Annotated in this window: 23 protein-coding genes and 1 pseudogene; 5 read left to right on the top strand and 19 right to left on the bottom strand. The window is 72.0% G+C overall.

Annotated features, from left to right (window positions below):
• Nucleotides 1-14: 14 nt before the first annotated feature.
• From ABZ659_RS03245 to ABZ659_RS03200, 10 genes and pseudogenes are all read right to left on the bottom strand, one after another.
• Nucleotides 15-1325 carry an SUKH-4 family immunity protein gene (locus tag ABZ659_RS03245; protein ID WP_360212869.1) on the bottom strand — a complete coding sequence of 437 codons (1311 nt, stop codon included), beginning with the start codon at nucleotides 1323-1325 and terminating at the stop codon, nucleotides 15-17.
• Nucleotides 1326-1454: 129 nt separating this feature from the next.
• The gene (locus ABZ659_RS03240) at nucleotides 1455-3764 is read right to left on the bottom strand and encodes a molybdopterin cofactor-binding domain-containing protein (protein WP_360212867.1); all 2310 of its coding nucleotides are present in this window, start codon (nucleotides 3762-3764) and stop codon (nucleotides 1455-1457) included.
• Nucleotides 3761-5389: a 2Fe-2S iron-sulfur cluster-binding protein gene (locus ABZ659_RS03235; RefSeq protein ID WP_360213366.1), complete on the bottom strand. Its 1629-nt coding sequence runs from the start codon at nucleotides 5387-5389 to the stop codon at nucleotides 3761-3763. Before ABZ659_RS03235 ends, ABZ659_RS03240 begins: the two co-directional genes overlap by 4 nt.
• 143 nt (nucleotides 5390-5532) lie before the next feature.
• On the bottom strand, nucleotides 5533-6426 hold the full coding sequence (locus ABZ659_RS03230; RefSeq protein WP_360212865.1) for an FAD binding domain-containing protein: 894 nt from the start codon (nucleotides 6424-6426) through the stop codon (nucleotides 5533-5535).
• A 283-nt stretch (nucleotides 6427-6709) separates the two neighbouring features.
• Nucleotides 6710-8314, bottom strand: a complete 1605-nt coding sequence (locus ABZ659_RS03225; protein WP_360213364.1) for a beta-N-acetylhexosaminidase — start codon at nucleotides 8312-8314, stop codon at nucleotides 6710-6712.
• A gap of 28 nt (nucleotides 8315-8342) precedes the next feature.
• Nucleotides 8343-9176, bottom strand: coding sequence for a carbohydrate ABC transporter permease (locus ABZ659_RS03220; protein WP_360212863.1), 834 nt, complete (start codon nucleotides 9174-9176; stop codon nucleotides 8343-8345).
• A pseudogene (locus ABZ659_RS03215) lies at nucleotides 9173-9655 on the bottom strand (sugar ABC transporter permease); the annotation flags it as partial. The pseudogene ABZ659_RS03215 and the gene ABZ659_RS03220, both read right to left, overlap by 4 nt.
• Entirely contained in the window at nucleotides 9541-10683 is a 1143-nt protein-coding gene (locus tag ABZ659_RS03210) for an extracellular solute-binding protein (protein ID WP_360212861.1), read from the bottom strand. The pseudogene ABZ659_RS03215 and the gene ABZ659_RS03210, both read right to left, overlap by 115 nt.
• A 218-nt stretch (nucleotides 10684-10901) precedes the next feature.
• Complete coding sequence (locus ABZ659_RS03205; protein ID WP_360212859.1) at nucleotides 10902-11183, bottom strand: DUF3039 domain-containing protein; 282 nt, start codon at nucleotides 11181-11183, stop codon at nucleotides 10902-10904.
• 30 nt (nucleotides 11184-11213) lie between these two features.
• Nucleotides 11214-11786: a YqgE/AlgH family protein gene (locus ABZ659_RS03200; protein ID WP_360213362.1), complete on the bottom strand. Its 573-nt coding sequence runs from the start codon at nucleotides 11784-11786 to the stop codon at nucleotides 11214-11216.
• Nucleotides 11787-12051: 265 nt separating this feature from the next.
• Here ABZ659_RS03200 and murA point away from each other — a divergent pair, with 265 nt between their 5' ends.
• Nucleotides 12052-13398, top strand: coding sequence for a UDP-N-acetylglucosamine 1-carboxyvinyltransferase (murA, locus tag ABZ659_RS03195; RefSeq protein WP_360212857.1), 1347 nt, complete (start codon nucleotides 12052-12054; stop codon nucleotides 13396-13398).
• Nucleotides 13399-13486: 88 nt separating this feature from the next.
• Here murA and ABZ659_RS03190 read toward each other — a convergent pair whose 3' ends face one another.
• The 9 genes from ABZ659_RS03190 to ABZ659_RS03150 all read right to left on the bottom strand — a co-directional run bounded on the left by ABZ659_RS03190 (nucleotide 13487) and on the right by ABZ659_RS03150 (nucleotide 24118).
• Nucleotides 13487-13768, bottom strand: a complete 282-nt coding sequence (locus tag ABZ659_RS03190; protein WP_360212855.1) for an HU family DNA-binding protein — start codon at nucleotides 13766-13768, stop codon at nucleotides 13487-13489.
• Between the two features lie 355 nt (nucleotides 13769-14123).
• The gene (locus tag ABZ659_RS03185) at nucleotides 14124-15548 is read right to left on the bottom strand and encodes an NAD-dependent malic enzyme (RefSeq protein ID WP_360212853.1); all 1425 of its coding nucleotides are present in this window, start codon (nucleotides 15546-15548) and stop codon (nucleotides 14124-14126) included.
• Between the two features lie 357 nt (nucleotides 15549-15905).
• Nucleotides 15906-18137 (bottom strand): UvrD-helicase domain-containing protein, encoded by a 2232-nt coding sequence (locus ABZ659_RS03180; RefSeq protein ID WP_360213360.1) that lies wholly within the window; start codon nucleotides 18135-18137, stop codon nucleotides 15906-15908.
• Nucleotides 18138-18338: 201 nt separating this feature from the next.
• A complete protein-coding gene (locus tag ABZ659_RS03175) occupies nucleotides 18339-19142 on the bottom strand; it encodes a zf-HC2 domain-containing protein (RefSeq protein ID WP_360212851.1) in 804 nt (267 codons plus the stop codon).
• 59 nt (nucleotides 19143-19201) lie between these two features.
• Nucleotides 19202-19726, bottom strand: a complete 525-nt coding sequence (locus tag ABZ659_RS03170; protein ID WP_360212849.1) for a sigma-70 family RNA polymerase sigma factor — start codon at nucleotides 19724-19726, stop codon at nucleotides 19202-19204.
• A gap of 259 nt (nucleotides 19727-19985) precedes the next feature.
• Complete coding sequence (locus ABZ659_RS03165; RefSeq protein WP_360213358.1) at nucleotides 19986-20567, bottom strand: CGNR zinc finger domain-containing protein; 582 nt, start codon at nucleotides 20565-20567, stop codon at nucleotides 19986-19988.
• 183 nt (nucleotides 20568-20750) lie between these two features.
• Nucleotides 20751-21959, bottom strand: coding sequence for a uroporphyrinogen-III synthase (locus ABZ659_RS03160; protein WP_360212847.1), 1209 nt, complete (start codon nucleotides 21957-21959; stop codon nucleotides 20751-20753).
• A gap of 161 nt (nucleotides 21960-22120) precedes the next feature.
• Nucleotides 22121-23509, bottom strand: a complete 1389-nt coding sequence (locus ABZ659_RS03155; protein ID WP_360212845.1) for a nitrate/nitrite transporter — start codon at nucleotides 23507-23509, stop codon at nucleotides 22121-22123.
• A gap of 258 nt (nucleotides 23510-23767) precedes the next feature.
• Entirely contained in the window at nucleotides 23768-24118 is a 351-nt protein-coding gene (locus ABZ659_RS03150) for an ATP-binding protein (protein ID WP_360212843.1), read from the bottom strand.
• Nucleotides 24119-24382: 264 nt separating this feature from the next.
• On the opposite strand from ABZ659_RS03150, the gene ABZ659_RS03145 reads away from it, so the two are divergent.
• From ABZ659_RS03145 to ABZ659_RS03130, 4 genes are read left to right on the top strand one after another with little or no spacing between them, the layout of a single operon-like run.
• Nucleotides 24383-25237 carry a helix-turn-helix transcriptional regulator gene (locus ABZ659_RS03145; protein ID WP_360212841.1) on the top strand — a complete coding sequence of 285 codons (855 nt, stop codon included), beginning with the start codon at nucleotides 24383-24385 and terminating at the stop codon, nucleotides 25235-25237.
• 10 nt (nucleotides 25238-25247) lie between these two features.
• A complete protein-coding gene (locus ABZ659_RS03140; protein WP_360212839.1) occupies nucleotides 25248-25502 on the top strand; it encodes a DUF397 domain-containing protein in 255 nt (84 codons plus the stop codon).
• The gene (locus ABZ659_RS03135) at nucleotides 25445-25735 is read left to right on the top strand and encodes a DUF397 domain-containing protein (protein WP_360212837.1); all 291 of its coding nucleotides are present in this window, start codon (nucleotides 25445-25447) and stop codon (nucleotides 25733-25735) included. Before ABZ659_RS03140 ends, ABZ659_RS03135 begins: the two co-directional genes overlap by 58 nt.
• Nucleotides 25672-25866 carry a DUF397 domain-containing protein gene (locus ABZ659_RS03130; protein WP_360212835.1) on the top strand — a complete coding sequence of 65 codons (195 nt, stop codon included), beginning with the start codon at nucleotides 25672-25674 and terminating at the stop codon, nucleotides 25864-25866. The genes ABZ659_RS03135 and ABZ659_RS03130 overlap by 64 nt, the downstream gene beginning before the upstream one ends.
• Nucleotides 25867-25996: the final 130 nt, after the last annotated feature.

The raw sequence follows: 25996 nt of genomic DNA, 5'->3' as shown, positions 1-25996 counted from the left end.
CCCGGGGATCCCGGCTATGCGCACAGGCCGCCTCCCGCCTCGTCCTCGAACATCTCCGGCCAGTACCGCCAGCCGTCGTCGTCCGGGGTCCGCGGGGCCGGGTCGACGGCGAGCGGGTCGACCGCGGCCAGGGTGCGGGCCATGGCGGCGGCGAGGTGCTCGTAGGCGTCGGTCAGGTCGTACTCGGCGTCGAGGGACTTCTCCCGGTGGATCAGCCACAGGGTGAAGGCGAGCGTGGAGACGTCCGTGTTCAGCGGGCGCAGCACCGTCTCCGCCTCGCTCCAGGCGAACACCGCGCCCGTGGTGCCGTCGACGACCAGGCTGGTGTCCTCCAGGAGGTGGCCCAGGCGTATCAGCCGGTGGGCACCCTCGGGGAGTCGGTCGCGGGCGGGCACGTCGGCCGTCCGGAAGACGCTCTCCCGTTCGTCCGCGTAGTACTGGGCGAGGGTGGGCAGCGGCACGTCCGTGTCCAGGCCGAACCAGACGCCGTCCTCCGGCAGCCCCACCTCCCGCAGGAAGCGCCGGGTCGGCTCGTGGACCAGCGCGGCCGGGAAGTCGACGTCCTCGAAGCGGACCACCGCCCCGGTGCCGAACTCCTCCTCCAGCAGCCGGGGAGGCAGGTCCACCGCGAGACCCGACCGGGTGCTGGGGCCCGCGACCAGGGCCAGCGGGCGGATCACCGCCGCGATCCGCCAGAACAGCGGAGTCGTCTCCCAGCCCTCCCCGTCCGCCCCGCTGTCCTCGCCTGCCCCGCTCTCCTTGCCGGCCTCGCTCTCCCCGTGCGTTCCGGTCTCCTCGGCCGCCTCTCGTATTCCCTCCTCGAACACCGCCAGCAACTGCCGGGCCGCGTCCGCCGCCACCTGCTGGCCGTACCGGCCCGCGTAGGAGGCGAACTGGCCGCGCAGTCCCGCCAGTTCGTCCGTCGCCGCCGCGAACCGGACCAGCAGCCGCAGCGACGGCGCGAGCGGGCTGGCCTCCGTCAGGTCGGGCCGGTCGTGCAGGAAGTACGCCGTCGAGACCTCTCCCGTCGCGCCGTCGAGCAGGACCGACTCCCCCTCCAGCCCGCCGACGGCGCGGACTCCCCCTATGACCAGCTGGTCCCGCAGCTCCGCCGCCGGCCCGCCGCCGGTGTCGGCCGTCGAGTCCGCCACCGTGCGCAGTCCGTCGCGGCGCAGCGCCTCGAAGGAGAACAGGTCGCCACCGCCCGGCAGTCCGGGCCCGGTCAGCCAGCGGCGCGTCGGCGCGTGCGTGACGTACGCGGCATGACGGTCAAGGTCGGCTTCGGTGAAGGTGATCGTCGCGACACCGGCGTCAGTCGTGCTCATGGCTCCCCCGCGCATGTTCGGTCCAGCGGTCGTCCGGCGGCCGTCCCACCGCCTCGTCCCACTGCCCAGAACACTACGCGGACCCACTGACAACGGCCCCGACCTGCGAAGACAGCCGGAACCGGACCGCTAGCGGTCCGTCACCACCGCCGCCTGCGGGCGGATCGGGAGCCGGTTCACCGGGCGCCCGGTCGCCGCCCGCACCGCCGAGGCGACCGCCGCCGGGGACGCCACCACCGGCACCGCGCTGACCGCCTTGGCGCCGAACGGCGCGACCACGTCCCGCTCCTCGACCAGCTTCACGATCCTGATGTCCGGGGCGTCCAGCGCCGTCGGCAGCGCGTACCCGGTGAGGTCCGGATGCCGGATCACGCCCCGCGGCGTGCGCAGGTTCTCGGTGAGCGCGATGCCGACGCCCTGCGTGACGCCCGCCTCGATCCGCGCCGCCAGCTGCGCCGGGTTGAGCACCCGGCCCACGTCCTGGGCGACGGCCAGCTCCACCACCCGTACCGAGCCGATCTCGATGTCCACGTCCACCACGGCGCGGATCGCGCAGTACGCCATCCCGACGAAGGCGTCGCCCTGCCCGGTCGCGTCCAGCGGCTCGGTCGGGTGCGGGCGGCACTGCGCGGTCGCCCACAGCTCCTTGCCCGCCAGTTCCTCGGCGACGGTCGTCGACAGGACACCGTCGTACGAGGTGATCTTGCCGTCGGTGATCTGGAGCAGCTCGGTGGACATGCCGAACTTGTGCGCCAGGGGCTGGAGGAGCTGGGTGCGGACCATCTTCGCCGCCCGCTCCACCGCCCCGCCCGACACCCAGGTGTGGCGGCCCCGGCTGCCCGCCCCGGCCGGGGGCTGGTCGGTGTCGACGGGCGCCACGTGCACCTCGTCGACACCGAGGGTCTCCTGCACGATCTGCCGGGCCAGCGTGGTGAAGCCCTGGCCGGTCTCCACGGCCGCGCACAGCACGGTCGCCACGCCGTCCTGGACCTTCACGGTCGCCGTCGACACCTCGTCGGCGCCCTCCGCGCCGAGCATGTGCACCATCCCGACGCCGTAGCCCACGCCGCGTCGTACCGCGCCCGGGTCACCGGCGCCCTCGGGGCCGCCGGGCAGCAGCCACTCGTCCTCGGGGGTGTCCTTGGGCAGCGGCGGGAGGGGGAAGTCCCGCACCGCCTGGAGGAGTTCGGCGACCGGCGCCGGGCAGGTCACCGTCTGGCCGGTGGGCAGCAGGTCGCCCGTCGCCATGACGTTGCGCAACCGCAGCTCCGCCGGGTCGACGCCGAGCTTCTTGGCGAGCTTGTCCATCTGCGCCTCGTAGGCGGCGCAGACCTGCATCGCGCCCTCGCCGCGGACGTGGCCCGACGGCGGGTTGTTGGTGCGGACGGCCCAGCCCTCGATGAAGGCGTTCGGGACGACGTACGGGCCGCAGGCGAAGGAGACCGCGGCGGCCAGCGCGTCCGACGACGTGTCGGCGTAGGCGCCCGCGTCCAGCAGGATCTGCGCCTCCACCTTCACCAGCCTGCCCTCGGCGTCCGCGTGGTGGCGGTAGCGCAGCAGGGTCGGGTGGCGGTGGACGTGGCCGAGGAAGGACTCCTCGCGCGTGGCGGTCAGTTTCACCGGGCAGCCGGTCTTCAGCGCGAGCAGGCCGAGCGGGAGCTGGAAGCCCTGGTCCTCGCGGTCGGCGGTGGCGCCGGGCACCCCGGTGACGACGATCTTGACCCGCTCGGGTTCCAGGCCGAACGCGGCGGCGGCCGTGTCCCGGTCGGTGTGCGGGTCGGTGGAGGCCAGGTACAGCTCCACGCCGCCGTCCGGGCGGGGTACGGCCAGACCGGCCTCCGCGCCGATGGGGGCGGGGTCCTGGCGGCCGATGCGGTACAGGCCCTCGACGACGACCTCTCCGGCCGCCTCCGGGTCGCCGTGGCGCAGCGGGATGTGCCGGATCAGGTTGCCGTCCGGGTGCAGCGGTTCGGCCTCGAACGCCTGCTCGGGGTCGGTCACCGGGTCGAGCGCCTCGTACTCGACGATGACGGCGGCGGCGGCCATCCGGGCGGTGTCCGGGTGGTCGGCGGCGACGGCCGCGATGGGCTCGCCGTGGTGGCGTACGACCTCGGAGGCGAAGACGGGGCGGTCGGCCCGGCCGCGCCCGTACAGCGGGGCGCCGGGCACGTCCTCGTGGGTGACCACGGCCCGGACGCCGGGCATCTCGCGCGCGTGGGTGGTGTCGATGGACGTGATGCGCGCGTGCGGGTGCGGCGAGCGCAGTACGGCCGCCCACAGCAGGCCCTCGGCCCACAGGTCCGCCGCGTAGGGGAAGGTTCCCTCGGTCTTGGCGCGGGCGTCCGCGGGGGGCAGGGAGGCGCCGAGGCCGTGCGGGATCGGCTCCGGTGCGGGGGCGGCCTGCGCGGCGGCGGTCGCGGTGGCGGCTTCGTTGCTCACACCTGGCCTCCGTCCTGTCCGTTTCCGTACGGCTGCTGGTCATGGGGGCCGGGACCGTCCGGCGACTCGAACGCGCCCGGGTGCACGCCTCCGCCGCCCGGACCCGCCTGGTGCGGGATACGGGCTTCCTCGGCGTCGTGCCCGTCGTGCCCGTCGTGGCCCTCGTGGTGCCCGTCGGTGTCGGCCGCGTGCGCCTCCCGCTCGGCGACGACCTCCTTGACGGCGCCCAGGACGCCCCGGTAGCCCGAGCAGCGGCACAGGTTGCCGCAGAGCGCCTGCCGGGTCTCCAGCTCGGTCGGCGCCGGGTTGCCCTCCAGCAGGTCGTGCACGGTCATCGCCATGCCCGGCACGCAGAAGCCGCACTGCACGGCTCCGCACCGGGCGAGCGCCCGCTGCACGTCCGACGGCCGCCCGTCGACGGCGAGGCCCTCCACGGTGCGCACCTCGCTGCCCGCCGCGGTGACCGCGGGCACCAGGCAGGAGGCGACGAGCCGTCCGTCGACCTGGACGTTGCAGGCGCCGCACTCGCCCTGCGAGCAGCCGTCCTTGGCGCCCGCGAGGCCGAGCCGCTCCCGCAGCACGTACAGCAGCGACTCACCGATCCAGGCGTCCGCGACGGGCCGTTCGGCGCCGTTGACGTGGAGGGTGTACGAGGCGAGGGGGTGCTCGTCGTGGGGAAGCGCGGGCGGGCTGTCCTGGGCCGCGACAACGGCCCCGGAGGTCTCCTCAGGGGCATCGGCGGCATCGGCATCGGCCTCGGCGGCGTCAGGCGTCCCGGAGTCGGCGTCCCGGCCGTCGCGGCTCTCGCCGCCCGTCTCGGCCGCCTCGCTCTCCTGGTCCGCCGGGCCGCCCTCGTCGCCGTCGTCATCCGCGACCGCCGGGGTGGCCTCCGGCGCGGGCTCCGCAGGGGCCTCAGCGGCGTTCTCCGGCTCTTCCGCGCCTCCGGCGACCTCGTCAGCCCCCGCGGTCCCAGGAGCCGCCTCAGGGGCCTCCTCGGCCCCGCGAGCGGGCCCGGCGGTCGTCTCCGCCGTCCCGGTGTCCTCGGGGGCGAAGGGCTGCCCGGTCCCGTACGCGGGCTCGGTCGGCCGCTGGCCGCCGTAGGTGTCGTCCGGGTGCGCCCAGGGGGCCGCCGCGCCGCCCGGGAGGGTGGCCGGTGGGGTGCCGCCGCCCCACTGCTCGACCAGCGCGGAGGAGGTGAACTCGCCCGACTCGTCCGGCAGGTCACCGCCCGCGACGGGGATGGACCACTGCCCGGTCACGTCCTGGCCCGGCGCGGCGGCAGCGGCCTCGGCGGCCGCGGCCTCGTCGTAGTTCCACTGCCCGGTCGACGGCGGCTGGTAGGTGAACCGGTCGTTCCCGGCGTCGTAAGGGGCGGTCTCCGACTGCTCGGCGCCCGCTTCGGGCCACCGCGTGCCGCCCGCGGGCGCCCCCGGCACCGCCCAGTGGCCGGAGGCCGACGGGTCGGTGGGCGCCGCCGTGATCGGCGGGGGCACGTAGCCGTGGCCGGGTGCGGCCAGCGGGGTGTCGGAGGGGTTGGCCGCGTGGGCGGCGAGGAGCGCGTCGACGCCCCCCTCGGGGAGCTGCACGAAGGCGGTGGCGCCGTCGTCGTACTCGCCCTGGGGCAGCGGGTCCCAGCGACCGGCGCCCCCGGGGGCGCCGCCGTTCTGCCGGTCGTCCCCGTACTGGCCCTCGTACTGGCCCTCGTACTGACCGTCGTAGGGACCGTCGTACTGGTCGTCGTACTGGTCGTCTCCGTGCTGGTCGTCGGTCACGACAGTGCCCTCCCCAGTGCTCGCCGGGCCAGCGCGGCGACGGTGCGCCGCAGGTGCAGTACGGCGGGCGGCAGCGGCTCCACGGTGCCGTCCTCGGCCGGGGCCGGGTCGGGGATGCAGGCCGCGGCGACGTACTCGCCGAAGGCGCTGAGGGCGTCGGGCACGAGCGCGCGGTTGTTGTCCCAGTCGATGAGCTGGGCGACCCACTGCTCGGCGTCCAGGGGCCGCAGCGGCATCGGCGCTATGGCGCCCACCGCGCACCGCACCCCGCGCCGGGCCGGGTCGAGGACCAGCGCGACGGAGCCGACCGCGCGGCCGGGGCCGGTGCGCCCGGTGGCCTTCACGAAGACCTGCGGCGCGTGCAGCAGCGGCACGCGCACGTAGCCGATGAGTTCGCCCGCGCGGAGCATGTCCACCCCGGCGAGCAGGTGCGACACCGGGATCTCCCGGCGCACCCCGCCCGGCCCGGCGATGATCAGCGTCGCCTCCAGGGCGGCCAGCACCGGCAGCGCGTCGCCGGTGGGCGCGGCGGAGGCGATGTTGCCGCCCAGGGTGCCCGCGTTGCGGATGTGCGGGGGGCCCGCGGCGCGGGCGGCGGCGGCGAGCGCCGGGATGAGGGCGGCGAAGTCGGGGCGGCCCATCCGCGCGTGCGTGAGGCCCGCGCCGAGCAGCGCGTGTCCGTCCTGGTACTGCCAGCCGCGGATCTCGCTGATCCGGCCGAGGCCGACCAGCGCGGCCGGGCGCAGCCGCCCGGAGTTCACGGCGGTCATGAGGTCGGTGCCACCGGCCACGGGCACGGCGGCGGGCGTCGCGGTGAGCGCCGCCACGGCCTCGTCCAGCGTCGTCGGCAGCGTGACGGCCTGCGCCGCCTGCGGTGCGTGCGTGGTCAAACCGGCTGCCCCTTCCCGCTGCCCCACCTGGTCCCAGCTGGTCCCGCCTGTTGCTGCCGTACGGTACGTGCTGACAGGGCGGACGTGGCAACTCTGGCACATCTTCGTGAGCGCCGAAGACGGGGGTCCGCTAGGAGGCATTCGCCCACCTCACCCGGGAGATGGTCCGTTTTGGACGGTCATCACCGGTCCGCTCGAATTGCCCCCTCTTCGGTGACCCTGCCAGGTTTCTCCGATCTATCGGCCCCCGTGACCGCGACGCCGCGACGCGGCCCCGCCGCCGTCACCGGTTCGGCGGCGGCCCGTCGATCGGACGCCCGAGCACGCCGGGCCGCCGCTGCCACGGCCGTGGTCCGGTGGGCGGCCGGTAGGCGACGCCGAGCGCGTCAAGTCGCCGGTAGTGCGCGGCCATCCGCCGCTCGAACGCGGCGAAGTCCCGTTCCGCGGGGGCGGGCAGCACGCTCCACGCGACCTCGGCGAAGGCGGCCAGCCGGGGGAACGCCTGGTAGTCCACGCGCGCGTGGTCCTCCATCACCTCCGTCCAGAGGTTGGCCTGGGTGCCCAGCACATGGCGGGCCTGCTCCCCGTCGAGCTGCGGCGGGACGGGTTCGAAGCGGTAGACGTCCTCCAGGGTGCGCACGAAGCCGATCGGCACGGGTTCCTCGTCGCCCGGGGCCTGCCGGTGGTCGAGGTAGACCTGCTGCTCCGGGCACATCACCACGTCGTGTCCGGCCCGCGCGGCGGCGATCCCGCCCGCGTAGCCGCGCCAGGACGACACCGTGGCGCCGGGCGCGAGTCCGCCCTCCAGGATCTCGTCCCAGCCGACGAGCCGACGCCCGCGCGCGGAGAGCCACTTGTCGAAGTGGGCGATGAACCAGGACTGGAGTCCGTTCTCGTCCTCCAGGCCGAGTTCCACGATGCGCGCCCGCGCCGCGGGGGACGCCTTCCACTGGTCCTTCGGGCATTCGTCGCCGCCGACGTGGACGAACTCGGAGGGGAACAGGTCGAGCACTTCCTCGAACACCCCCTCGTAGAAGCGCAGGGTGTTGTCGGTGGGGGCCAGTACGTTGGGAGAGATCCCCCAGTTGTCCCAGACGGAGAGGGCGGTGGTGTCGATGACGTCGGTGTTGCCGAGTTCCGGATACGCGGCGATGGCGGCCTGCGAGTGCCCGGGTACGTCGATTTCCGGGACGACGGTGATATGCCGCTCGGCGGCGTAGGCCACGATCTCCCGGATGTCGTCCTGGGTGTAGTAGCCACCGTGTGGCTTCTCGTCCCACAGCGGTGAGGCCCGGTGACCGAATTTCGTCCGCGCCCGCCAGGAGCCGACCTCGGTCAGCCGGGGGTACTTCCGGATCTCGATGCGCCAGCCCTGGTCGTCGGTCAGATGGAAGTGGAAGACGTTGAGTTTGTGCGCCGCCATCAGGTCCAGGTAGCGCAGGACGCCTTCCTTCGGCATGAAGTGCCGGGCGACGTCGAGCATGAGTCCGCGCCAGCGGAAGCGCGGGGCGTCCTCGACGTGGACCAGGGGCAGCCGCCAGGGCCCCGCCGACAGCGGCGCCCGCCGGTAGGCGTGGGGGCCGAGGAGCTGCCGCAGCGTCTGGGCGCCCCAGAAGAGCCCGGCGGGGCCGCCACCGGCCAGGTCGACGCCGTCGGGGGTGACGGCGAGCCGGTAGCCCTCCTCGCCGAGGCCCTCGGTCCCGGTCGGGCGGAGGGACAGGTGGATGGCGTTCCCGCCGCGTCCGGGTGGCAGGGGCAGGCCGGTGGCCGCGCCCAACGTGCCGCGCAGCCAGCGCGCGGTCCGCTCCGTGCCCGCCGCCGCGGCCAGCCCGGTGGCGGGGCCGAGTTCGAGGAACCCGGAGCCCTCCGTCGTCACCTGACCCGGCATCGGAATGAGTTCGGTCAATGAGGTCACGTCAGTCCTTAACCGCTCCGCCCAGCCCCGACACCAGTCGTCGCTGCACGAGCACGAAGAAGATCAGTACGGGAATCGTCATCACCGTGGAGGCCGCCATGACGCCGCCCCAGTCCGGCTCGTCCGGCTGGTAGAAGACCAGCAGGGCCATCGGCAGGGTCGACTGCGAGGTGTCACTGATGATGAACGACTTGGCGAACAGGAAGTCGTTCCACGCCGAGATGAAGGAGAACACGCTGGTGGCCACCAACCCCGGGAAGACCAGCGGGAAAAGGATCTGCCAGAGGAATCTCGACCGGCTCGCCCCGTCGATGTACGCGGCCTCCTCCAGGGCCTCCGGCACGGCTTTCACGAACCCCCGCAGCATCCAGATCGCGAAGGGCAGGGAGAAGGCGATGTGCGGCAGGATCAGCGACCCCAGGGTGTTCAGCTGGCCGAAGTCCCGCATGAGGAAGAACAGGGGGATCGTCAGCGCCTCCACGGGCACCATCTGGGCCACCAGAAACATGATCAGCAGTGTGGTCCGGAAGCGGAAGCGGAATCGCGTCACGGCGGTCGCGGCGAGGAACGCGATGAGCGCGGAGGCGATCACCACGGTGCCCGCGACGATGAGGCTGTTGAGGAAGTACCGGCCGAATTCCTGCTGTCCGAAGACGCGCCGGAAGGAATCCAGGGAGGGCGCGAGCGTCCACGGCCGGGGCTCGGTCGACTCGATCTCCCCGGCCGGTTTGAAGGCACCGAGGACCATCCAGTACAGCGGGAAGGCGACCACGGCCGCGACCAGCAGCGCGGACGTCTCGGCCAGCAGCCGCCGGGGACGGCGTACGGACGTCACAGTTCCTCCCCCTGTCGGCGCAGCAGCCGCAGGTACGCCAGCGTCACCGCCAGCAGGAGCAGCAGCATCACCACGCCGATCGCCGAACCCAGGCTGTACTGCGAGGACGCGAAGGCCTTCTGGTAGGCGTAGACGTTCAGTACGAGGTTCTGGCCCGCGATGCCGCCGCCGCCCGTCATCACGTAGATCTGGGTGAAGACCTTGAAGTCCCAGATCACCGACTGGATGGTGACGACCACCAGGATCGGCCGGAGCATCGGCGCCAGCACCGACCGCCAGATCCGCCACGGTGAGGCGCCGTCGAGCGCGGCGGCCTCCAGCACCTCCGACGGGACGGCGCGGATACCGGCGTACACGGTGACCATCACGAACGGGAAGGAGCACCAGACGACTTCCAGCAGGACGAGGAGGAAGGCGCTGAGTCGGCCGTACGTCCAGGAGTGGTCGCCCAGCCCCAGCACCCGGTTGACCGGCCCGAAGGCGCCTCCTTGGACGCCAGCCGCTTCACCAGGTCGACGGCGAGGGTGCGGTGCGAGGTGCTCTTCAGCACCCCGAGGTTGTTGCCGCCCGCGAACGCCGGGGCGATCGACCCGGACTCCACTCCCGGCAGCGGTACGACGGCGTACCTGCCCCTGACCTCGCCCGCCTCCACGGCCTGGTGGCTGAAGTCGCCGCCGATCGCCATGGCCGCCTTGCCGGACGCGAACGCCGTGACGGTGTCGTTGCCGCCCCAGCCCGCGCACGTGGCGGCGGGGCAGTTGTCGTCGCCGAAGAGGGACGTGTACGCCTTGATGCCCTTCCGGGCGGCGGCGCCGTCGATGGCGGAGGCGTACGACCCGCCCTTGCCGGTGGCGAGTTCGCCGCCGTGCGCCCAGATGAACGGCAGGGCGCCGTAGGTGTAGGCGCCGCCGACCGCGAGGCCGTACAACCCGGGCTTGGCGGCCCGGATCTCCCTGGCCGTGGCGACCAGTTCGGCCTGGGACTGCGGTGGCTTGAGGCCGAGTTCGTCGAAGACGTCGGTGCGGTAGTACAGCGCGCGCACGCCGACGAAGTACGGGACGCTGTAGACCCTGCCGTCGACGGTGACGGACCGCTTCGCGGTGGGGTCGGTGTCCTTGGCGGCGTCCCAGTCGGTGAACTCGGCGGTGATGTCCGCGAGTCCGCCGTCCTTCACGTAACCGGCGGTGTCGGTGTTGCCGTACTCGATCAGGTCGGGCGCGCTCCCCGGGTCGTTGAAGGCGGCCCGGACGCGCTGGGCGCGGGTCTCGACGGGGATGTACTCGACGCTGACCTCGGCGCCGTCGTGCGCCTCCTCGAACCCGGCGAGGACGGCGTCGACGATCTTCTCCTTGGGCCGGTTGTTGACCTCCTGGAACAGCCAGACGCGCAGGGTGCCGGTCTGCTCGTCCTGGTCGGAGGCGGAGTTGTCGGAGGTCTGGGGGGCGCAGGCGGCGGCGAGCAGGACCGCCGGGGTGAGGAGGGCGGCGAGTCGGACGGACAGCTTCATGGAGTGCTCCTCCGAGCAGCGCGTTGCAACATGCGCAATGACGGTTCCGCCGTGCACAACACACCGGAGGCTATGGACTCGGTGAACACACCCACAAGAGGTCTCAACCACTCTGTGACCGGCCGACGCACTCCGTGCAACGCCAAAAACACACACAGGCCCCCAAGGCACGACGAACGTGCCTCGGGGGCCTGCGGAACGTCAGACCGGGCGGTCCGCTACTTGTCGCCGCCCTTGCCCTCGTCGCCACCGGCGCTCATGGACTCGTAGATCTCCTTGCACATGGGGCACACGGGGTACTTCTTCGGGTCACGGCCCGGCACCCAGACCTTGCCGCACAGCGCCACGACGGGCGTGCCGTCCAGCGCGCTCGCCATGATCTTGTCCTTCTGGACGTAGTGGGCGAAGCGCTCATGGTCGCCGTCGCCGTGAGAGGTCTGCGGCGTGGGTTCGACGAGGGTCCCCGTACCAGTCCCGCGCTCGGGCTCAAGAGTGCTCATAGGAACCTAGGGTACTGAAGCCCGCCCCGTTCAGTTGAGCGTTGGGTCGTCCGGGTACGTGGCCACCATCGCCAGTTCGCTGCGCTGCCTGCGCAGCACCTCCCGCCACAGCCGCTCCGGCCACGGGGAGGACACGTCGCCGGGTTCGGACTCGACGACGTACCAGGCGCCGTCCACCAGTTCGTCCTCCAGCTGGCCCGGGCCCCAGCCCGCGTACCCGGCGAAGATCCGCAGGCTGCCGACGGCCGAGGCCAGCAGCTCCGGCGGCGCCTCCAGGTCGACCAGGCCGATCGCGCCGTGCACCCGGCGCCAGCCCAGCGGCGCACGCTCCCCGGACGCCTCGCCCGGGATGACGGCGACCCCGAGGGCCGAGTCCAGCTGCACCGGGCCGCCCTGGAAGACCACGCCCGGCTCACCCGTGAGGTCCGCCCAGCCCTCCAGGATGTCGCCCACGTCCACCGGCGTCGGGCGGTTGAGGACGACACCGAGCGAGCCCTCCTTGTCGTGGTCAAGGAGCAGCACCACCGCCCGGTCGAAGTTCGGGTCCGCCAGGGCGGGCGTGGCCACGAGCAGCCGCCCTGTGAGCGACGACACCTCGGTCATGCCAGACATGATCCCGCATCTTCCCCGGGTCTGGGCTACCAATCGGGCAACGCCGGTGAACACGGTTCAGGGCGCGCGGAAGCGTCCCACCCGCACGCCCCGCGGCGGTGACCGCACGTGCCCGGCCGGGAGCGTTCCGTGCCGGGCCGCGGACTGTGACAGACCTATGACGTGGCTGGGTCTCGCTCAGGCTTACGGGAGGGGGGTCGGCGGCGATTAGTCTGTCTCTCCGGCCCCTGCCCCACTGCAACGGAACGCGAGATCCATGACCGTCAACGGCGCTGATGACGTACTGCTTGTCCACGGTGGAACCCCGCTGGAGGGCGAGATCCGGGTCCGCGGTGCGAAGAACCTCGTGCCGAAGGCCATGGTCGCCGCCCTGCTGGGCGGCGCGCCGAGCCGGCTGCGCAACGTTCCGGACATCCGTGACGTACGCGTCGTACGCGGGCTGCTCCAGCTGCACGGGGTGACGGTCCGCCCGGGTGAGGAGCCGGGCGAGCTGGTACTCGACCCGACGCACGTGGAGAGCGCGAACGTCGCCGACATCGATGCCCACGCGGGTTCCTCGCGGATCCCGATCCTGTTCTGCGGCCCGCTGCTGCACCGCCTCGGGCACGCCTTCATCCCGGGCCTCGGCGGCTGCGACATCGGCGGGCGGCCCATCGACTTCCACTTCGACGTGCTGCGGCAGTTCGGCGCGACCATCGAGAAGCGGGCCGACGGGCAGTACCTGGAGGCGCCGCAGCGGCTGCGCGGCACCAAGATCCGGCTGCCGTACCCGTCCGTCGGCGCGACCGAGCAGGTGCTGCTGACGGCGGTGCTCGCGGAGGGCGTCACGGAGCTGTCCAACGCCGCGGTGGAGCCGGAGATCGAGGACCTGATCTGCGTCCTGCAGAAGATGGGCGCCATCATCGCGATGGACACCGACCGCACCATCCGCATCACCGGTGTGGACAAGCTGGGCGGCTACACCCACCGCGCCCTCTCGGACCGCCTGGAGGCCGCCTCCTGGGCGTCCGCGGCGCTCGCGACCGAGGGTGACATCTACGTCCGGGGCGCGCAGCAGCGGTCGATGATGACGTTCCTCAACACCTACCGCAAGGTCGGCGGCGCGTTCGAGATCGAGGACGAGGGCATCCGCTTCTGGCACCCCGGCGGCCAGCTGAAGTCGATCGCGCTGGAGACGGACGTCCACCCCGGCTTCCAGACGGACTGGCAGCAGCCGCTGGTCGTGGCGCTCACCCAGGCCACGGGCCTGTCGATCATCCACGAGACGGTGTACGAGTCCCGCCTCGGCTTCACCTCCGCGCTCAACCAGATGGGCGCCCACATCCAGCTCTACCGCGAGTGCCTCGGCGGCTCCCACTGCCGTTTCGGCCAGCGCAACTTCCTGCACTCCGCCGTCGTCTCAGGACCCACCCGCCTCCAGGGCGCCGACCTGGTCATCCCCGACCTCCGCGGCGGCTTCTCCTACCTGATCGCCGCCCTCGCGGCCCAGGGCACGTCCCGCGTCCACGGCATCGACCTGATCAACCGGGGCTACGAGAACTTCATGGAGAAGCTCGTGGAACTGGGCGCGAAGGTGGAACTCCCCGGCAAGGTGCTCGGCTGAGTCCACCGGTTCCCGCAACGCAACGGGGCGGCCCCGTGCGGGGCCGCCCCATGCGGTGTCGCTGGGCCCTGACGGGGGCCCGGCGGACTCACTTGCCCTTGGCGGCTTCCTTGAGCTTGGAGCCCGCGGAGACCTTCACGCTGTAGCCGGCCGGAATCTGGATCGGCTCGCCGGTCTGCGGGTTGCGGGCGGTGCGAGCGGCACGGTGGGTGCGCTCGAAGGTCAGGAAGCCGGGGATGGTGACCTTCTCGTCGCCCTTCGCGACGACATCGCCGACGACCTCGGCGAACGCGGCCAGCACGGCGTCGGCGTCCTTGCGGGTCACCTCGGCGCGTTCGGCCAGCGCGGCCACCAGCTCACTGCGGTTCATGTTGTTACTCCCGTGTTCTTCTTGCGTTGAGGCGTGCCCCGCGGCGGAGCCGCAGTCGGGCACAGCGAAAGCCGATGCTGCCAGGGTCCTCGGACGGTCCCCGGACCCGGGTCGGTCGTCAGACGCTCGCGCCCAGGGAGGCATCCTGCCCCTACCTGCGGCGGGAAAGCCAATCCGGCACCCGTAGGAGTCGTGAGAACACCCTAGGGAGTCACACGGAGAGCACCACTGACTGGCCGCCCACCATAGATGCCGGTACACCGCCCCCGGTTCCGCGACGCGCCGGTGCGCGGGGCAACCGTGGCCATCGTCACAGCCGTGTCCACGGCCTACGACCGCCCCGCCCCGGCCGCTGTCAGGCGCCGGTCGCCGAGGCCCCCGCCGCCTTCGCGGCCTCCCGCACCGCCCCGGCGACCGCGCCCGCGACCTTGTCGTTGAAGACGCTGGGGACGATGTAGTTCGGGTTCAGCTCGTCCTCGGTGACCACGTCGGCCAGCGCCTTCGCGGCGGCGAGCATCATCTCCGTGTTGACGGTGCGCGACTGCGCGTCCAGCAGACCGCGGAAGACACCCGGGAAGACCAGCACGTTGTTGATCTGGTTGGGGAAGTCGGAGCGCCCGGTGGCCACCACCGCCGCCGTCTGCCGGGCGATCGCCGGGTCCACCTCGGGGTCCGGGTTCGCGAGCGCGAACACGATCGCCCCGTCCGCCATCGCCGCGACGTCGTCCCCGTCGAGGACGTTCGGGGCGGAGACGCCGATGAAGACGTCCGCGCCACGCACCGCCTCCTTCAGGGTGCCGGTGACGCCCTCGGGGTTGGTGTTGTCGGCGATCCAGCGCAGCGCCGAGCCGGGCGCGGCGTCGACCAGGTCGTCCCGGCCGGCGTGCACCACGCCGTGGATGTCGGCGACGACGGCGTGCTTGACGCCCGCGGCGAGCAGCAGCTTCAGGATGGCCGTACCGGCGGCGCCCGCGCCGGACATCACCACCCGCACGTCACCGGTGGCCTTGCCGACCACGCGCAGGGCGTTGGTCAGCGCGGCGAGGACGACGATGGCGGTGCCGTGCTGGTCGTCGTGGAAGACGGGGATGTCGAGGGCCTCCCGCAGCCGTGCCTCGATCTCGAAGCAGCGGGGCGCGGAGATGTCCTCCAGGTTGATCCCGGCGAAGCCCGGGGCGATCGCCTTGACGATCTCCACGATCGCGTCGGTGTCCTGGGTGTCCAGGCAGATCGGCCAGGCGTCGATGCCCGCGAACCGCTTGAACAGGGCCGCCTTGCCCTCCATCACCGGCAGCGCGGCCTTCGGCCCGATGTTGCCGAGGCCGAGCACCGCGGAGCCGTCCGTCACGACCGCGACGGAGTTGCGCTTGATGGTGAGGCGGCGGGCGTCCTCGGGGTTCTCGGCGATCGCCATGCAGACCCGGGCGACGCCGGGCGTGTAGACCATGGACAGGTCGTCGCGGTTGCGGATGGGGTGCTTGGACGCCATCTCGATCTTGCCGCCGAGGTGCATCAGGAACGTACGGTCGGAGACCTTGCCGAGGGTGACGCCCTCGATGCCGCGGAGCTTCTCGACGATCTCGTCGGCGTGCGCGGTGGAGCTGGCCGCGATGGTGACGTCGATACGGAGCTTCTCGTGGCCGGAGGCGGTGACGTCGAGGCCGGTCACCGAGCCTCCGGAGGACTCCACGGCCGTGGTGAGCTGGGAGACCGCGGTTCCGCTCGCGGGCACCTCCAGCCGGACCGTCATCGAGTAGGAGACGCTGGGCGCCGTTGCCATGGCCGACTTCCTCTTTCACCGTGTGTCGCTGGTACGCCGTCCGATCGTCGCACCTACCGCCGGGTAGGAGGGAGTCGGGTGGGATTGCGAACGTTTTGTTCACCACGTGGGACAGCCCCACGTCACGCTGTGACGTGGGGCTGTCCGGGGAAACTCAGTGGCACCGACCCGCCATGCTCGCCTCGCGGCAAGTGGTCGCTCGTAGCGACGAAGGTTGGGCCCGGGGGCTTGGATCGAGCCGGTGCCAACACCCAGGCTAACAAACGGATCCCGGAAGGCCATTCCCGTACCGGAGGCATATCCCAGGAACTCGCTGTCAGCCCCTTGGTCTCCCGCTCGATCCCACGAGTCTTCCGCTCAGTCCCGCAGCAGGTCCGGTACCCCGGCCGTGTCCGGCTGGTCCCGTTCGCCCGACACGATGGTCAGCTGCCGGGTGGCCCGGGTCAGCGCCACGTACAGCACCCGCAGTCCGGCGGGCGACTCGTCGGCGATCTCCGCGGGTGAGACGACCACGGTGGCGTCGTACTCCAGTCCCTTGGCCTCCAGGCTGCCGAGCGCCACCACCCGCTCCCCGAGCCCCGCGAGCCAGCGCGCGGCCTCCTCGCGCCGGTTCATGGCGACGACGACGCCCACGGTGCCGTCGACCTGTTCCAGCAGCCGGGCGGCCTCCTCGCGGACGGTCCGGCCCAGCGCCTCCCCCACGACCGCGAACCGCGGCCGTACGCCGGTCGACCGCACGGCAGACGGCGACTCGGCGCCGGGCAGGGCGAGGGCCAGCACCCGGGCGGCCAGCTCCGCGATCTCCGCGGGGTTGCGGTAGTTCACGGTGAGGGTGAAGCGGCGGCGCGGCCGGGTGCCGAGGGCCTCGTCGCGGGCCTCGGCGGCCTCGTCCGGCTCGGACCACGACGACTGGGCCGGGTCACCGACGACCGTCCAGGTGGCGTGCCGCCCACGGCGGCCGACCATGCGCCACTGCATCGGCGTGAGGTCCTGCGCCTCGTCGACGATGACGTGCGCGTACTCGACGCGTTCCTGCGCCAGCCGCTCGGCACGCTCGCGCCGGGACTCCTCGCGCACCGGCATCAGCTCCTCCAGGCCGGTGAGCTGGTCGAGCGGGTCGAGTTCGCGGCGCCTGCGCGGGCGGGCGGGGGCGCCGAGGACGGCCTGGAGTTCGTCGAGCAGGGCGATGTCGTGCACGGTGCGGCCGTCCCGGCGCAGCGAGCGGGCGACCTTGCGGACCTCGCCGGGGTTGAGGACGCGGCGGGCCCAGCGGCCGAGCCGTCGTTCGTCGGCCATGGCGCGCAGCACGGCGTCCGGGGTCAGCTCCGGCCACCAGGCGTCCAGGAACTCGATGAACGGGTCCTCGGCGGTGACGTCCTCGTCGAAGGAGGAGCGCAGCTCGGCGGCGAGTTCCGGGTCGGTGTGCCGGGCGGCGGCGCCCGAGCGCTCCCACAGGGCGTCCAGGAGGAGACGGCGGGCGCGGGGGCGCAGCAGGTTGACGGGGGCGGTGCCGCCGAGGGCGGTACGGCGGATGTCGGCCAGTTCGTCGGCGGTCAGCTCCAGGCGCCGCCCGAAGGCGACGACCCTCAGCACCTCGGGTGAGCCGTTCAGCTCCAGCGCGCCGCGGGCGGCCTTCCGCAGCACCTTCAGCATCCGGTACGAGCCCTTGGCGCGGGCGGTGGCCGGGGAGTCGTACAGCGTCGCCTCCACGCCGTCGACCAGGGAGCCGATGGCGCGGATGGCGACCTGGCCCTCCTCGCCGAGGGAGGGCAGCACGCCCTCGGTGTACGCCACCAGCAGCGGGGTCGGGGAGACGATCAGGATGCCGCCCGCGTACCGGCGCCGGTCCTGGTAGAGCAGATAGGCGGCGCGGTGCAGGGCGACGGCGGTCTTGCCGGTGCCGGGGCCGCCCTCGACGTACGTCACGGAGGCGGCGGGGGCGCGGATGACCTTGTCCTGCTCGGCCTGGATGGAGGAGACGATGTCCCGCATGGTGTGGCCGCGGGCCCGCCCCAGCGCGGCCATCAGGGCGCCGTCGCCGATGGCGGGCAGTTCGCGGCCGTCCAGGTAGGCCGTCAGCTCGGGTCGCATCAGGTCGTCCTCGACGCCGAGGACGCGCCGCCCCTTCGAGCGGATGACGCGGCGCCGCACCACCCTGCCCGGGTCGACCGGGGTGGCCCGGTAGAACGGCGCGGCGGCGGGCGCCCGCCAGTCGATGACCAGCGGTGTGTAGTCCTCGTCGAGGACGCCGAGGCGGCCGATGTGCAGGGTCTCGGCGATGTCGGCGGTCTGGTCGGGCCGTACCGCGCCCTCGGCCGGTTCGACGGCGGTGTAGGCGCCGTCCGGGCCCTTCTTGCCGTCCTTGCCGCGCAGCAGGTCGATACGGCCGAAGAGGAAGTCCTCGAACTCGTTGTTCAGCCTGTTCAGGTGCACGCCGGCACGGAACACCTGCGCGTCCCGCTCGGCCAGCGCGCCGGGCGTGCCGACCTGGCCGCGCTGGACGGCGTCGTGCATGAGGAACTCCGCCTCGTGGATCTTCTCCTCAAGGCGGCGGTACACCCGGTCCAGGTGGTCCTGTTCGACGGCGATCTCGCGGTCGCGTACGGAGTCCTGGTCCGGGTGGTCGTGGCTGGAGCGCCGCTTCGGTCCCCGGTACGGGTCCCGGTCCGGGTCGAGCGCGGTCTCCTGTTGAGCCTGAGCGGCCACCGGGCCCCCTTCTGACGTGCTGCGCAGCCGTCTACCGTACGCGAAGGGGGCCGGTAAGGCCACGGCGACGGATCAAGGGTCGGTCTAGGCGTCGACCTCCACCAACCGCTTCCCGTCGAAGGTCACGACCTCGAAGTGGTCGATCTCGTTCGGGGCGAAGGCGGCGCCGCCGTGGACGTAGAGCGGCTTCTTCGCCTTGTCGGTGGTGGCGTCGGGCAGGCCGTAGCCCCAGTCCGGGACGGACCAGGAGGCGACCGTCTCGCGCTCGCCGTTCTTGCCTACGGCGATCAGGGCGCACTTCTCCGGTCCCTTGACGTTCTTCAGCTCCAGGACGGTGTCGGTGCCCCAGCCCTTCGCCGCCATCCCGACGGTGGCGCTGACCTGGGTGTCCGGGTCGGTCGCGGAGAGCTTGTCGGACATGGTCGCGAAGGCTGCCTCGGCGGGCCCGGCGGTGGGTCCGGCCTCGATGCCGGGGCTCTTCTTGCCGCCACCCCCGCCCCCGCCGTCGTCGGTGGTCGCCACGGCGGCGATCGGACCGGCGACGATCAGCGCGGCGGCCGCCGCCACCAGGTAGAAGCCCTTGCGACGCTTGGCGGCGCGGCGCTCGGCGACCTCGTCGACGAGCTTCTCCGCCAGCCTGGGGCTGGGCCGCGCGGACAGCGACTCGCCGAGCGCGGGTGTGCTGCCGGTGCCGGGCAGGTCCGCGAGGGCGGCCAGCATGGGCTCCATCCCGGCCAGTTCGTCGAGTTGCTGGGCGCACCAGTCGCAGCCCGCGAGGTGCGCCTCGAAAGCGGTTGCCTCGGCGTCGTCGAGAATTCCGAGGGCGTAGGCGCCGACGGCCTCGTGCTCGTTCGGGCCCAGCGAACCGCCGCCCGGTGTCCCCTCCATGGGACCAGCCATACCCGGACCACCCGCTCCGAATCCCGAAATCCCCCCGTACCCGCTCATCACGCCGTCACCCCCCGCTCCTCCAGTGCCAGCTTCATCGAACGCAGGGCGTAGAACACCCGCGAGCGCACGGTGCCACTCGGTATGCCGAGCGTCTCGGCCGCCTCGTTGACGGTACGCCCCTTGAAGTACGTCTCGACGAGGACCTCCCGGTGGGCCGGGGTCAGGTCGTCGAGCGCGTCGGACAGTGTCATCAGCCACAGCGCCTTGTCGATCTCGTCCTCCGCGGGGATGACCTCCAGCGGCGACGGGTCGACCTCCTGCGGCCGGGCCTGCCGGCTGCGGTGGCCGTCGATGACGATGCGCCGGGCGACCGTCACCAGCCAGGGGCGTACCGATCCGGTCGCTCGGTTGAGCTGACCGGCGTTCTTCCAGGCACGGATGAGCGTCTCCTGCACCACGTCCTCGGCGCGCTGCCGGTCTCCGGCGACCAGGCGCAGCACATAGGCGAGCAGGGGCCCGGCGTGCTCCCGGTAGAGGGCGCGCATCAACTCCTCGTCGGGTTCCGAGGACGCGGACGACATGCGATGTCGGGCCCTCGCACCACGTTCATTGGCCACGACGGAATCCTTGCGCACGCCCACCTCCGATGTCCGGGGGTTCCCCCAGCCGGTCGCTCAACGTCGGGTACGGAGGCGGGGCGTGACGTGTTCAAAGAGGCGGGACGGTTTTCTGAGAGATTGGCGTGACCGGAGGGACATCGGGGCACATTCCCGCCGCAAACTCTTCACGATTCCATCACGGGGGCGGCTACTGACGGGAAGTCAGTGGTGGGGCGCGTTCTCAGGCGCTGGCGGGCTGGGCGCGCCGCCGGTGCCGGGCCACCCGCTCCCGGTTCCCGCACACCTCGCTGGAGCACCAGCGTCTGCGGTGCCCGCGCGAGGTGTCGACGTACACGATGGGGCAGTTGTCCCCCGCGCACTGCCGCAGGCTCGCGCGGGCGGCGGGGTCGGTGAGCAGTTCCACGGCGTCCCGCGCGACGGCGCCGAGCAGCGCCGCGCACTCCGGCGGCCTGGCCAGCTCCCGCACCAGCGCCCCGTCGGGGCCGCGCAGGGCGCGCGGGGCGGGCGGGGCGGCGCGGGCGAGGTCGTTGACGCGGGCGAGGGCGAGGTCGTACGCCGGTCCCGAGGGGGTGTGGCGGCCGTACACCAAAGGCCCGATCCGGCCGCGCAGTTCGCGGAAGGCGACCAGCCAGGAGGCGTCCGCGTGGGCCAGCGGGGTGCCGGGCGGGACGAGTCCGGAGCCGGTGATCCAGGCGCACAGCACCTCGACCGAGTCGAGCCGTTCGACGGGGTGGGTGGTGGCCAGCAGGTCCAGACAGACGCGCCCGGCGTCGAACCGCAACTCGTACGAGGACGAGGGCATGGAGGCCACGTGCGTCACCGCCCAGGGGTCGGTCGCCGGAGAGCAGGCAAGGCGCCGCGAGGCGCTTCTCTCACAGTGCCTGCCCGCTTGCCGGACCGGAACCCCCCGTACCGAGCGCTGATTACGGGCGGCTGTTCACACGTCGGCGTACCCGGCGCCTGACGTGTCGGCGGACGTGGCGTCTCACACGTCGGCGTACTTGGCGTCGGCGGCGGGGTCGAGGGCGAGCCGGTAGCCGCGCTTGACGACGGTCTGGATCAGCCTGGGCGCGCCGAGCGCGGTGCGCAGCCGGGCCATGGCGGTCTCCACGGCGTGCTCGTCCCGCCCGGCGCCGGGCAGCGCGCGCAGCAACTCGGCACGGGAGACCACCCACCCCGGCCGCCGGGACAGGGCCCGCAACAGGGCCATCCCCGCGGGCGGTACGGGCTTCAGCGCGCCGTCCACCAGCACCGCGTGCCCGCGGATCTCCACCTTGTGCCCGGCGACCGGCAACGCGCGTGACCGCGCGGGCAGCTCCTGGCACAGCAACTGCACCAGCGGCCCCAGCCGGTACCGCTCCGGCTGCACGGTGTCCACGCCGCGCGCCTGGAGCGGCAGCGCGGTCACCGGCCCGACGCAGGCGGGCAGCACGTCGTGGCTGAGGGCGGCGAGCAGTTCGGGCAGCAGCCCGCGCTCCTCGGCCCGGTTGAGCAGGGACGCGGCAGCGGGCGCGCTGGTGAACGTGAGAGCGTCGAGCCCGCGCGAGACGGCGGCGTCCAGCAGCCGGTCGAGCGGCGCGGGATCCTCGGGCGGCATCCACCGGTACACGGGCACCCCGACGACCTCGGCCCCACCGGCGCGCAACGACTCCACGAACCCGGGCAGGGGCTCCCCGTGCAGTTGTACGGCGATCCGCCGCCCGTCGATCCCCTCGTCGAGCAGCCGGTCGAGCACTTCCGCCATGGACTCGGACGACGGCGACCAGTGCTCGGTCAGCCCGGCGGCCCGGATGGCGCCCTTCACCTTGGGCCCGCGGGCGAGCAGCTCGACGTGCCGGAGCCGGTCGAGCAGGGCCTCGCCGAGCCCCCACCCGTCGGCGGCCTCGACCCACCCACGGAACCCGATGGCGGTGGTGGCGACCACGACATCGGGCACCTGGTCGAGCAGTTCCTTGGTGGCGGCGAGCAGCTCACCGTCGTCGGAGAGCGGCACGATCCGCAGGGCGGGGGCGTGCAGCACGGTGGCGCCGCGCCGCTGGAGCAGGGCGCCGAGTTCCTCGGCCCGGCGCGCGGCGGTGACGCCGACGGTGAACCCGGCGAGGGGGCCGTGGTCGGTCCGCGCCGGCGCTTCCCGGGGCCGCGGCTCGGCGTCGTTGGGTGAGCGTCGGTCCGGTCGCTGCTGTTCGTCGTACATAACTCTCGTCCCGCACTCCCGTTGTCTGACACGGATCGTGCTGATCGCACGGATCGTCTGACACGTCGTTTCGCCTGCCACCTACATGCGGCCGAGCCTGTCAACGGCGCGTGACAGGCTCGGTTCCGCTTGATGTCGCTGGTGTTACGGCAGGTATCGGATCACACCTCGGCGTAGCTGAGCTGCGGCTTCGCCTCCGATGTCGCCGTTGTGACCGGTACCGGCGGGGTGCTGCGGCGAAGGTATACGGCCCACGTCACCAGGAAGCAGACCGCGTAGTAGACGAGGAAGGCCACGAAGGCGCCGGTGCCGGAGCCGACCGAGAGGAAGGACTGCCGCAGCGACATGTTGATGCCCAGTCCGCCCAGCGCGCCGATCGCGCCGATGAGCGACATGGACGCCCCGGACAGCCGCCGCCCGTAGACGGCCGCCGCCTCGCCCTCAAGCCCCTTCGCCGTGGCCTTGGCCCGGAAGATGCCGGGGATCATCTTGAAGGTGGAGCCGTTGCCGATGCCGGTGAGGACGAAGAGCACGATGAACCCGGCGATGAACAGCGCCAGCGACTCCCGCACCGACGCGACGACGATCACGCCGGTCGCGGCGGCCATCAGCGCGAAGTTCCACAGGGTGACCTTCGCCCCGCCGATCCGGTCGGCCAGCCTGCCGCCCACGGGCCGGATCAGGGAGCCGAGCAGCGGGCCGATGAAGGTGAGCGAGGCGGCCTGGAGCGGCGTACGCCCGAACTGGTTCTGGAGGACGAGTCCGAAGGCGAAGCTGTAGCCGATGAAGGAGCCGAAGGTGCCGATGTAGAGGAAGGACATGATCCAGGTGTGCCGCTCCCGCAGCGCCTCCTTCGCGGCACCGGTGTCGTTGCGCACCGGCCCGAGGTTGTCCATCCGGATGGCGCTCAGCACGGTCGCCAGCACGATCAGCGGCACGTAGACCGACAGCAGCACGCGCGGGTGACCGGCTCCGACGACTCCGATGACGGCGAGACCGAGCAGCTGCACCACGGCGACACCGATGTTGCCGCCGCCCGCGTTCATGCCGAGGGCCCAGCCCTTGAGGCGCAGCGGGTAGAAGTTGTTGATGTTCGTCATGGAGGAGGCGAAGTTCGCCCCGCCCACGCCGGTGAGGACCGCCACCGCCATGAAGGTGGTGTACGAGGTGCCCGGCTCCATCACGAACAGCAGCGCCAGCGTCGGCACCAGGAGCAGGCCCGCGCTGAAGATGGTCCAGTTACGGCCGCCGAACCGGGCGACGGCGAACCCGTAGGGCACCCGCAGCACGCCGCCCACCAGCGAGGCCACGGCCACCAGGAAGAACTTCCCGGCCGGGTCGATCCCGTACTCGGGCCCCATGAACAGGGCCAGCACGGAGTACATGCTCCACACCGAGAAGCCGATGTGCTCGGAGATCACCGAGAAGGTCAGGTTGCGCCGGGCGATGCGCCTGCCCTTGGCCTCCCAGAAGACCTCGTCCTCCGGGTCCCACTCCTCGATCCATCGGGACCCCTTGTGGGGTGCGGCGGCTGTACCAGGGGCTGTCATTGCGCCTCCACTGTGCTCCGGGCTCGGTCGTCCTCTGAGGGGCTGAGTCCCGAAGGTAGGGAGGGCGCGTTTCCTGCCTGTGGCTGTGGGTGACCGGAAAGGAACGTTGCTCTCACGCTGGGTGGGGGGTGGGTGAGAGGTCGGGGGCGCGGACCGGGCGACGGCTAGCCAAAACGCGGTCAGCCTAACTGCGTTTTGGCTAGCCGGGCCGGGATGACGACCCGACCACGCAGCGTCGTACCGCCACCGCGGCTTCCGTCACCCGCTCGCCACCTCAAACCACAGCAACTTCCCGGCCCTCCGCCCCAGCGCCCCCGCCCCGAGCGACCAGCCACCCCACGAGTCCGCGTACGCCCGCACGAGCAGGAGCCCCCGCCCACCGACGGCGTCCAGCGGGGCGACCGGGGGCCACTCGCCGGGCGGCCGGTCGAAGGGTGCGGGGATATGGGGGTGGGTGTCCCACACCCCAACCCGCAGCCGCCCATCCCCGAGCCCGGTCAACCGCAGGGAGGCAGGGCCCTTGGTGTGCCGGTAGGCGTTGGCGACGAGTTCCGACGTCAACAGCTCGACGACGTCGACGGCCTCCCGCCGCTCATGCCCCGTGAGCACGGCGCGCACGGTCATACGTGCGACACGTGCGGCGCGAGGGTCATGCGGGAGTCGGAGGGCGTAGGTCCAGGGGTGGGGCGGGGCTACGGTGGCCATGGGGTACCTCCGAGAGGGCGGTTCCGGCTTGCGGGCGTGGGGAGTTGAGCGGGATGCGAACTACGATAGGGCGACAAGTTAGACACTTCTCACCGAACTTCGGGAAAGTATCCACACTTCACCCGTGTGAGGGAGACACAGCCGTCTCCCTTCGGAAAGGGAGATCCCGTGCCACCCACCACCAGCCCAACGCTGCGGCAACGGAGGCTGGGCGCTGAGCTGCGCAAGCTCCGCGAACGGGCGGGCCTCACCGCCACCGCCGCCGCACAACTGCTCAGCGTCAACCAGGCACGCATCAGCATGATCGAAACAGGCCGTACACCCATCAGCGCGGAACGCGTCCGCACAATGGCCTCCGCATACGACTGCTCCGACCACCGCCTGATCGAAGCCCTCGCCGCGATGACGGGCCGCCGCACCCGCGGCTGGTGGGAGACGTACCGCGATCACGTCCCCGCCGCTCTGGTCGACTTGGCCGAGCTGGAGCACCACGCCCTCGCCCTACGCGCGGCGCTGATCATCCACGTCCCCGCCCTGCTCCAGACGACCGACCACGCTCGTGCCCTCTTCCGAGAGGTCGTCCCGCCCATGCACCAGTACGAGATCGAGCACCGCCTCAGCCACCGCATGAAACGACAGGGCGTCCTCCACCGAGAAGACCCACCTCAGTACACGGCGACCGTCCACGAGGCGGCCCTACGCATGGGCTTCGGTGGCCCGGACGTCACCAGGGGCCAACTGAAGCACCTCCTCAACATGAGCGCACTCCCCCACGTGAGCCTCAGGGTGATCCCCTTTGGCACGGCACACTTCCCTACCACCGGGCAGTCCGTCGATTACATCCAAGGTCCCGTGCGACAACTGGACACGGTCCAACTGGACTCCCACCACGGTGCCTGCCAGTTCCTCGACGCGGAAGCCCAGCTGGACAAGTACCGTGCCGTGCTCGACAGCATGGAGACCTGCGCACTGACACCCGCCGACTCACAGGGCTTCATCCACCGCCTGCTCCAGGACATCTGAGAGGACCCTCATGCACTCCGGCCCCTGGCAGAAGTCGTCCTACAGCGGAGACGGCTCGAACTGCGTAGAGATATCCAGGTCCCGCACCGCTATCCACGTCCGCGACTCAAAGTGCAAGGATGGGCCTTACCTCACCGTTTCTTTCGCAAGCTGGCCCTGTTTCGTCCAGGCACTTCCCAACGGAACCCGCCCCCGGAAGGACTTCGGATGCCCTCCTTCGTCTGGAAAAAGTCCACGCACAGCGGCGACGCCTCCAACTGCGTAGAGATGGCGACGACGGCCACAGCCCTCCATGTCCGCGACTCGAAACGCATCGACGGACCTGTCGTCACCGTGGCCCGCACCGCTTGGAGGCCCTTTATCAAGTACGCGACGAGGGATCAGCCCGACCTGCCACACAACGGCTGTCCAACCCAGCTACGGAAGGCACGCGTATGTCCACTCAACGCTGGACCAAGTCGACGTACAGCGGCGACAGCTCGAACTGCGTCGAGATAGGCAGAGCCCCGGCCGCCATCCGCATCCGCGACTCAAAGCAAGCTGAGGGGCCTCACCTCACCATGGCACTATGTTCCTGGGCCCCGTTCATCCAGGCCCTCCCCGAGGTAGGGGAGCCAACACCCCACTGACGACGTGACCGTGAAGCCGCCCGCTTCCCAGCCAGTGAGCCTTTTCCAACCTGGTTCAGGAGTGCGGCTGTTGGGCTGACAACGTGGTGAAGCCCCTGGTAGATGGGTTTTCGACCAAGAGAACCCGCTC

The organism is Streptomyces sp. NPDC006997 (assembly GCF_040635175.1).
Taxonomy (GTDB): Bacteria; Actinomycetota; Actinomycetes; order Streptomycetales; family Streptomycetaceae; genus Streptomyces.
Note: the sequence above shows the minus strand (reverse complement) of the source record. Positions and strands in the feature narration are given on the sequence as shown.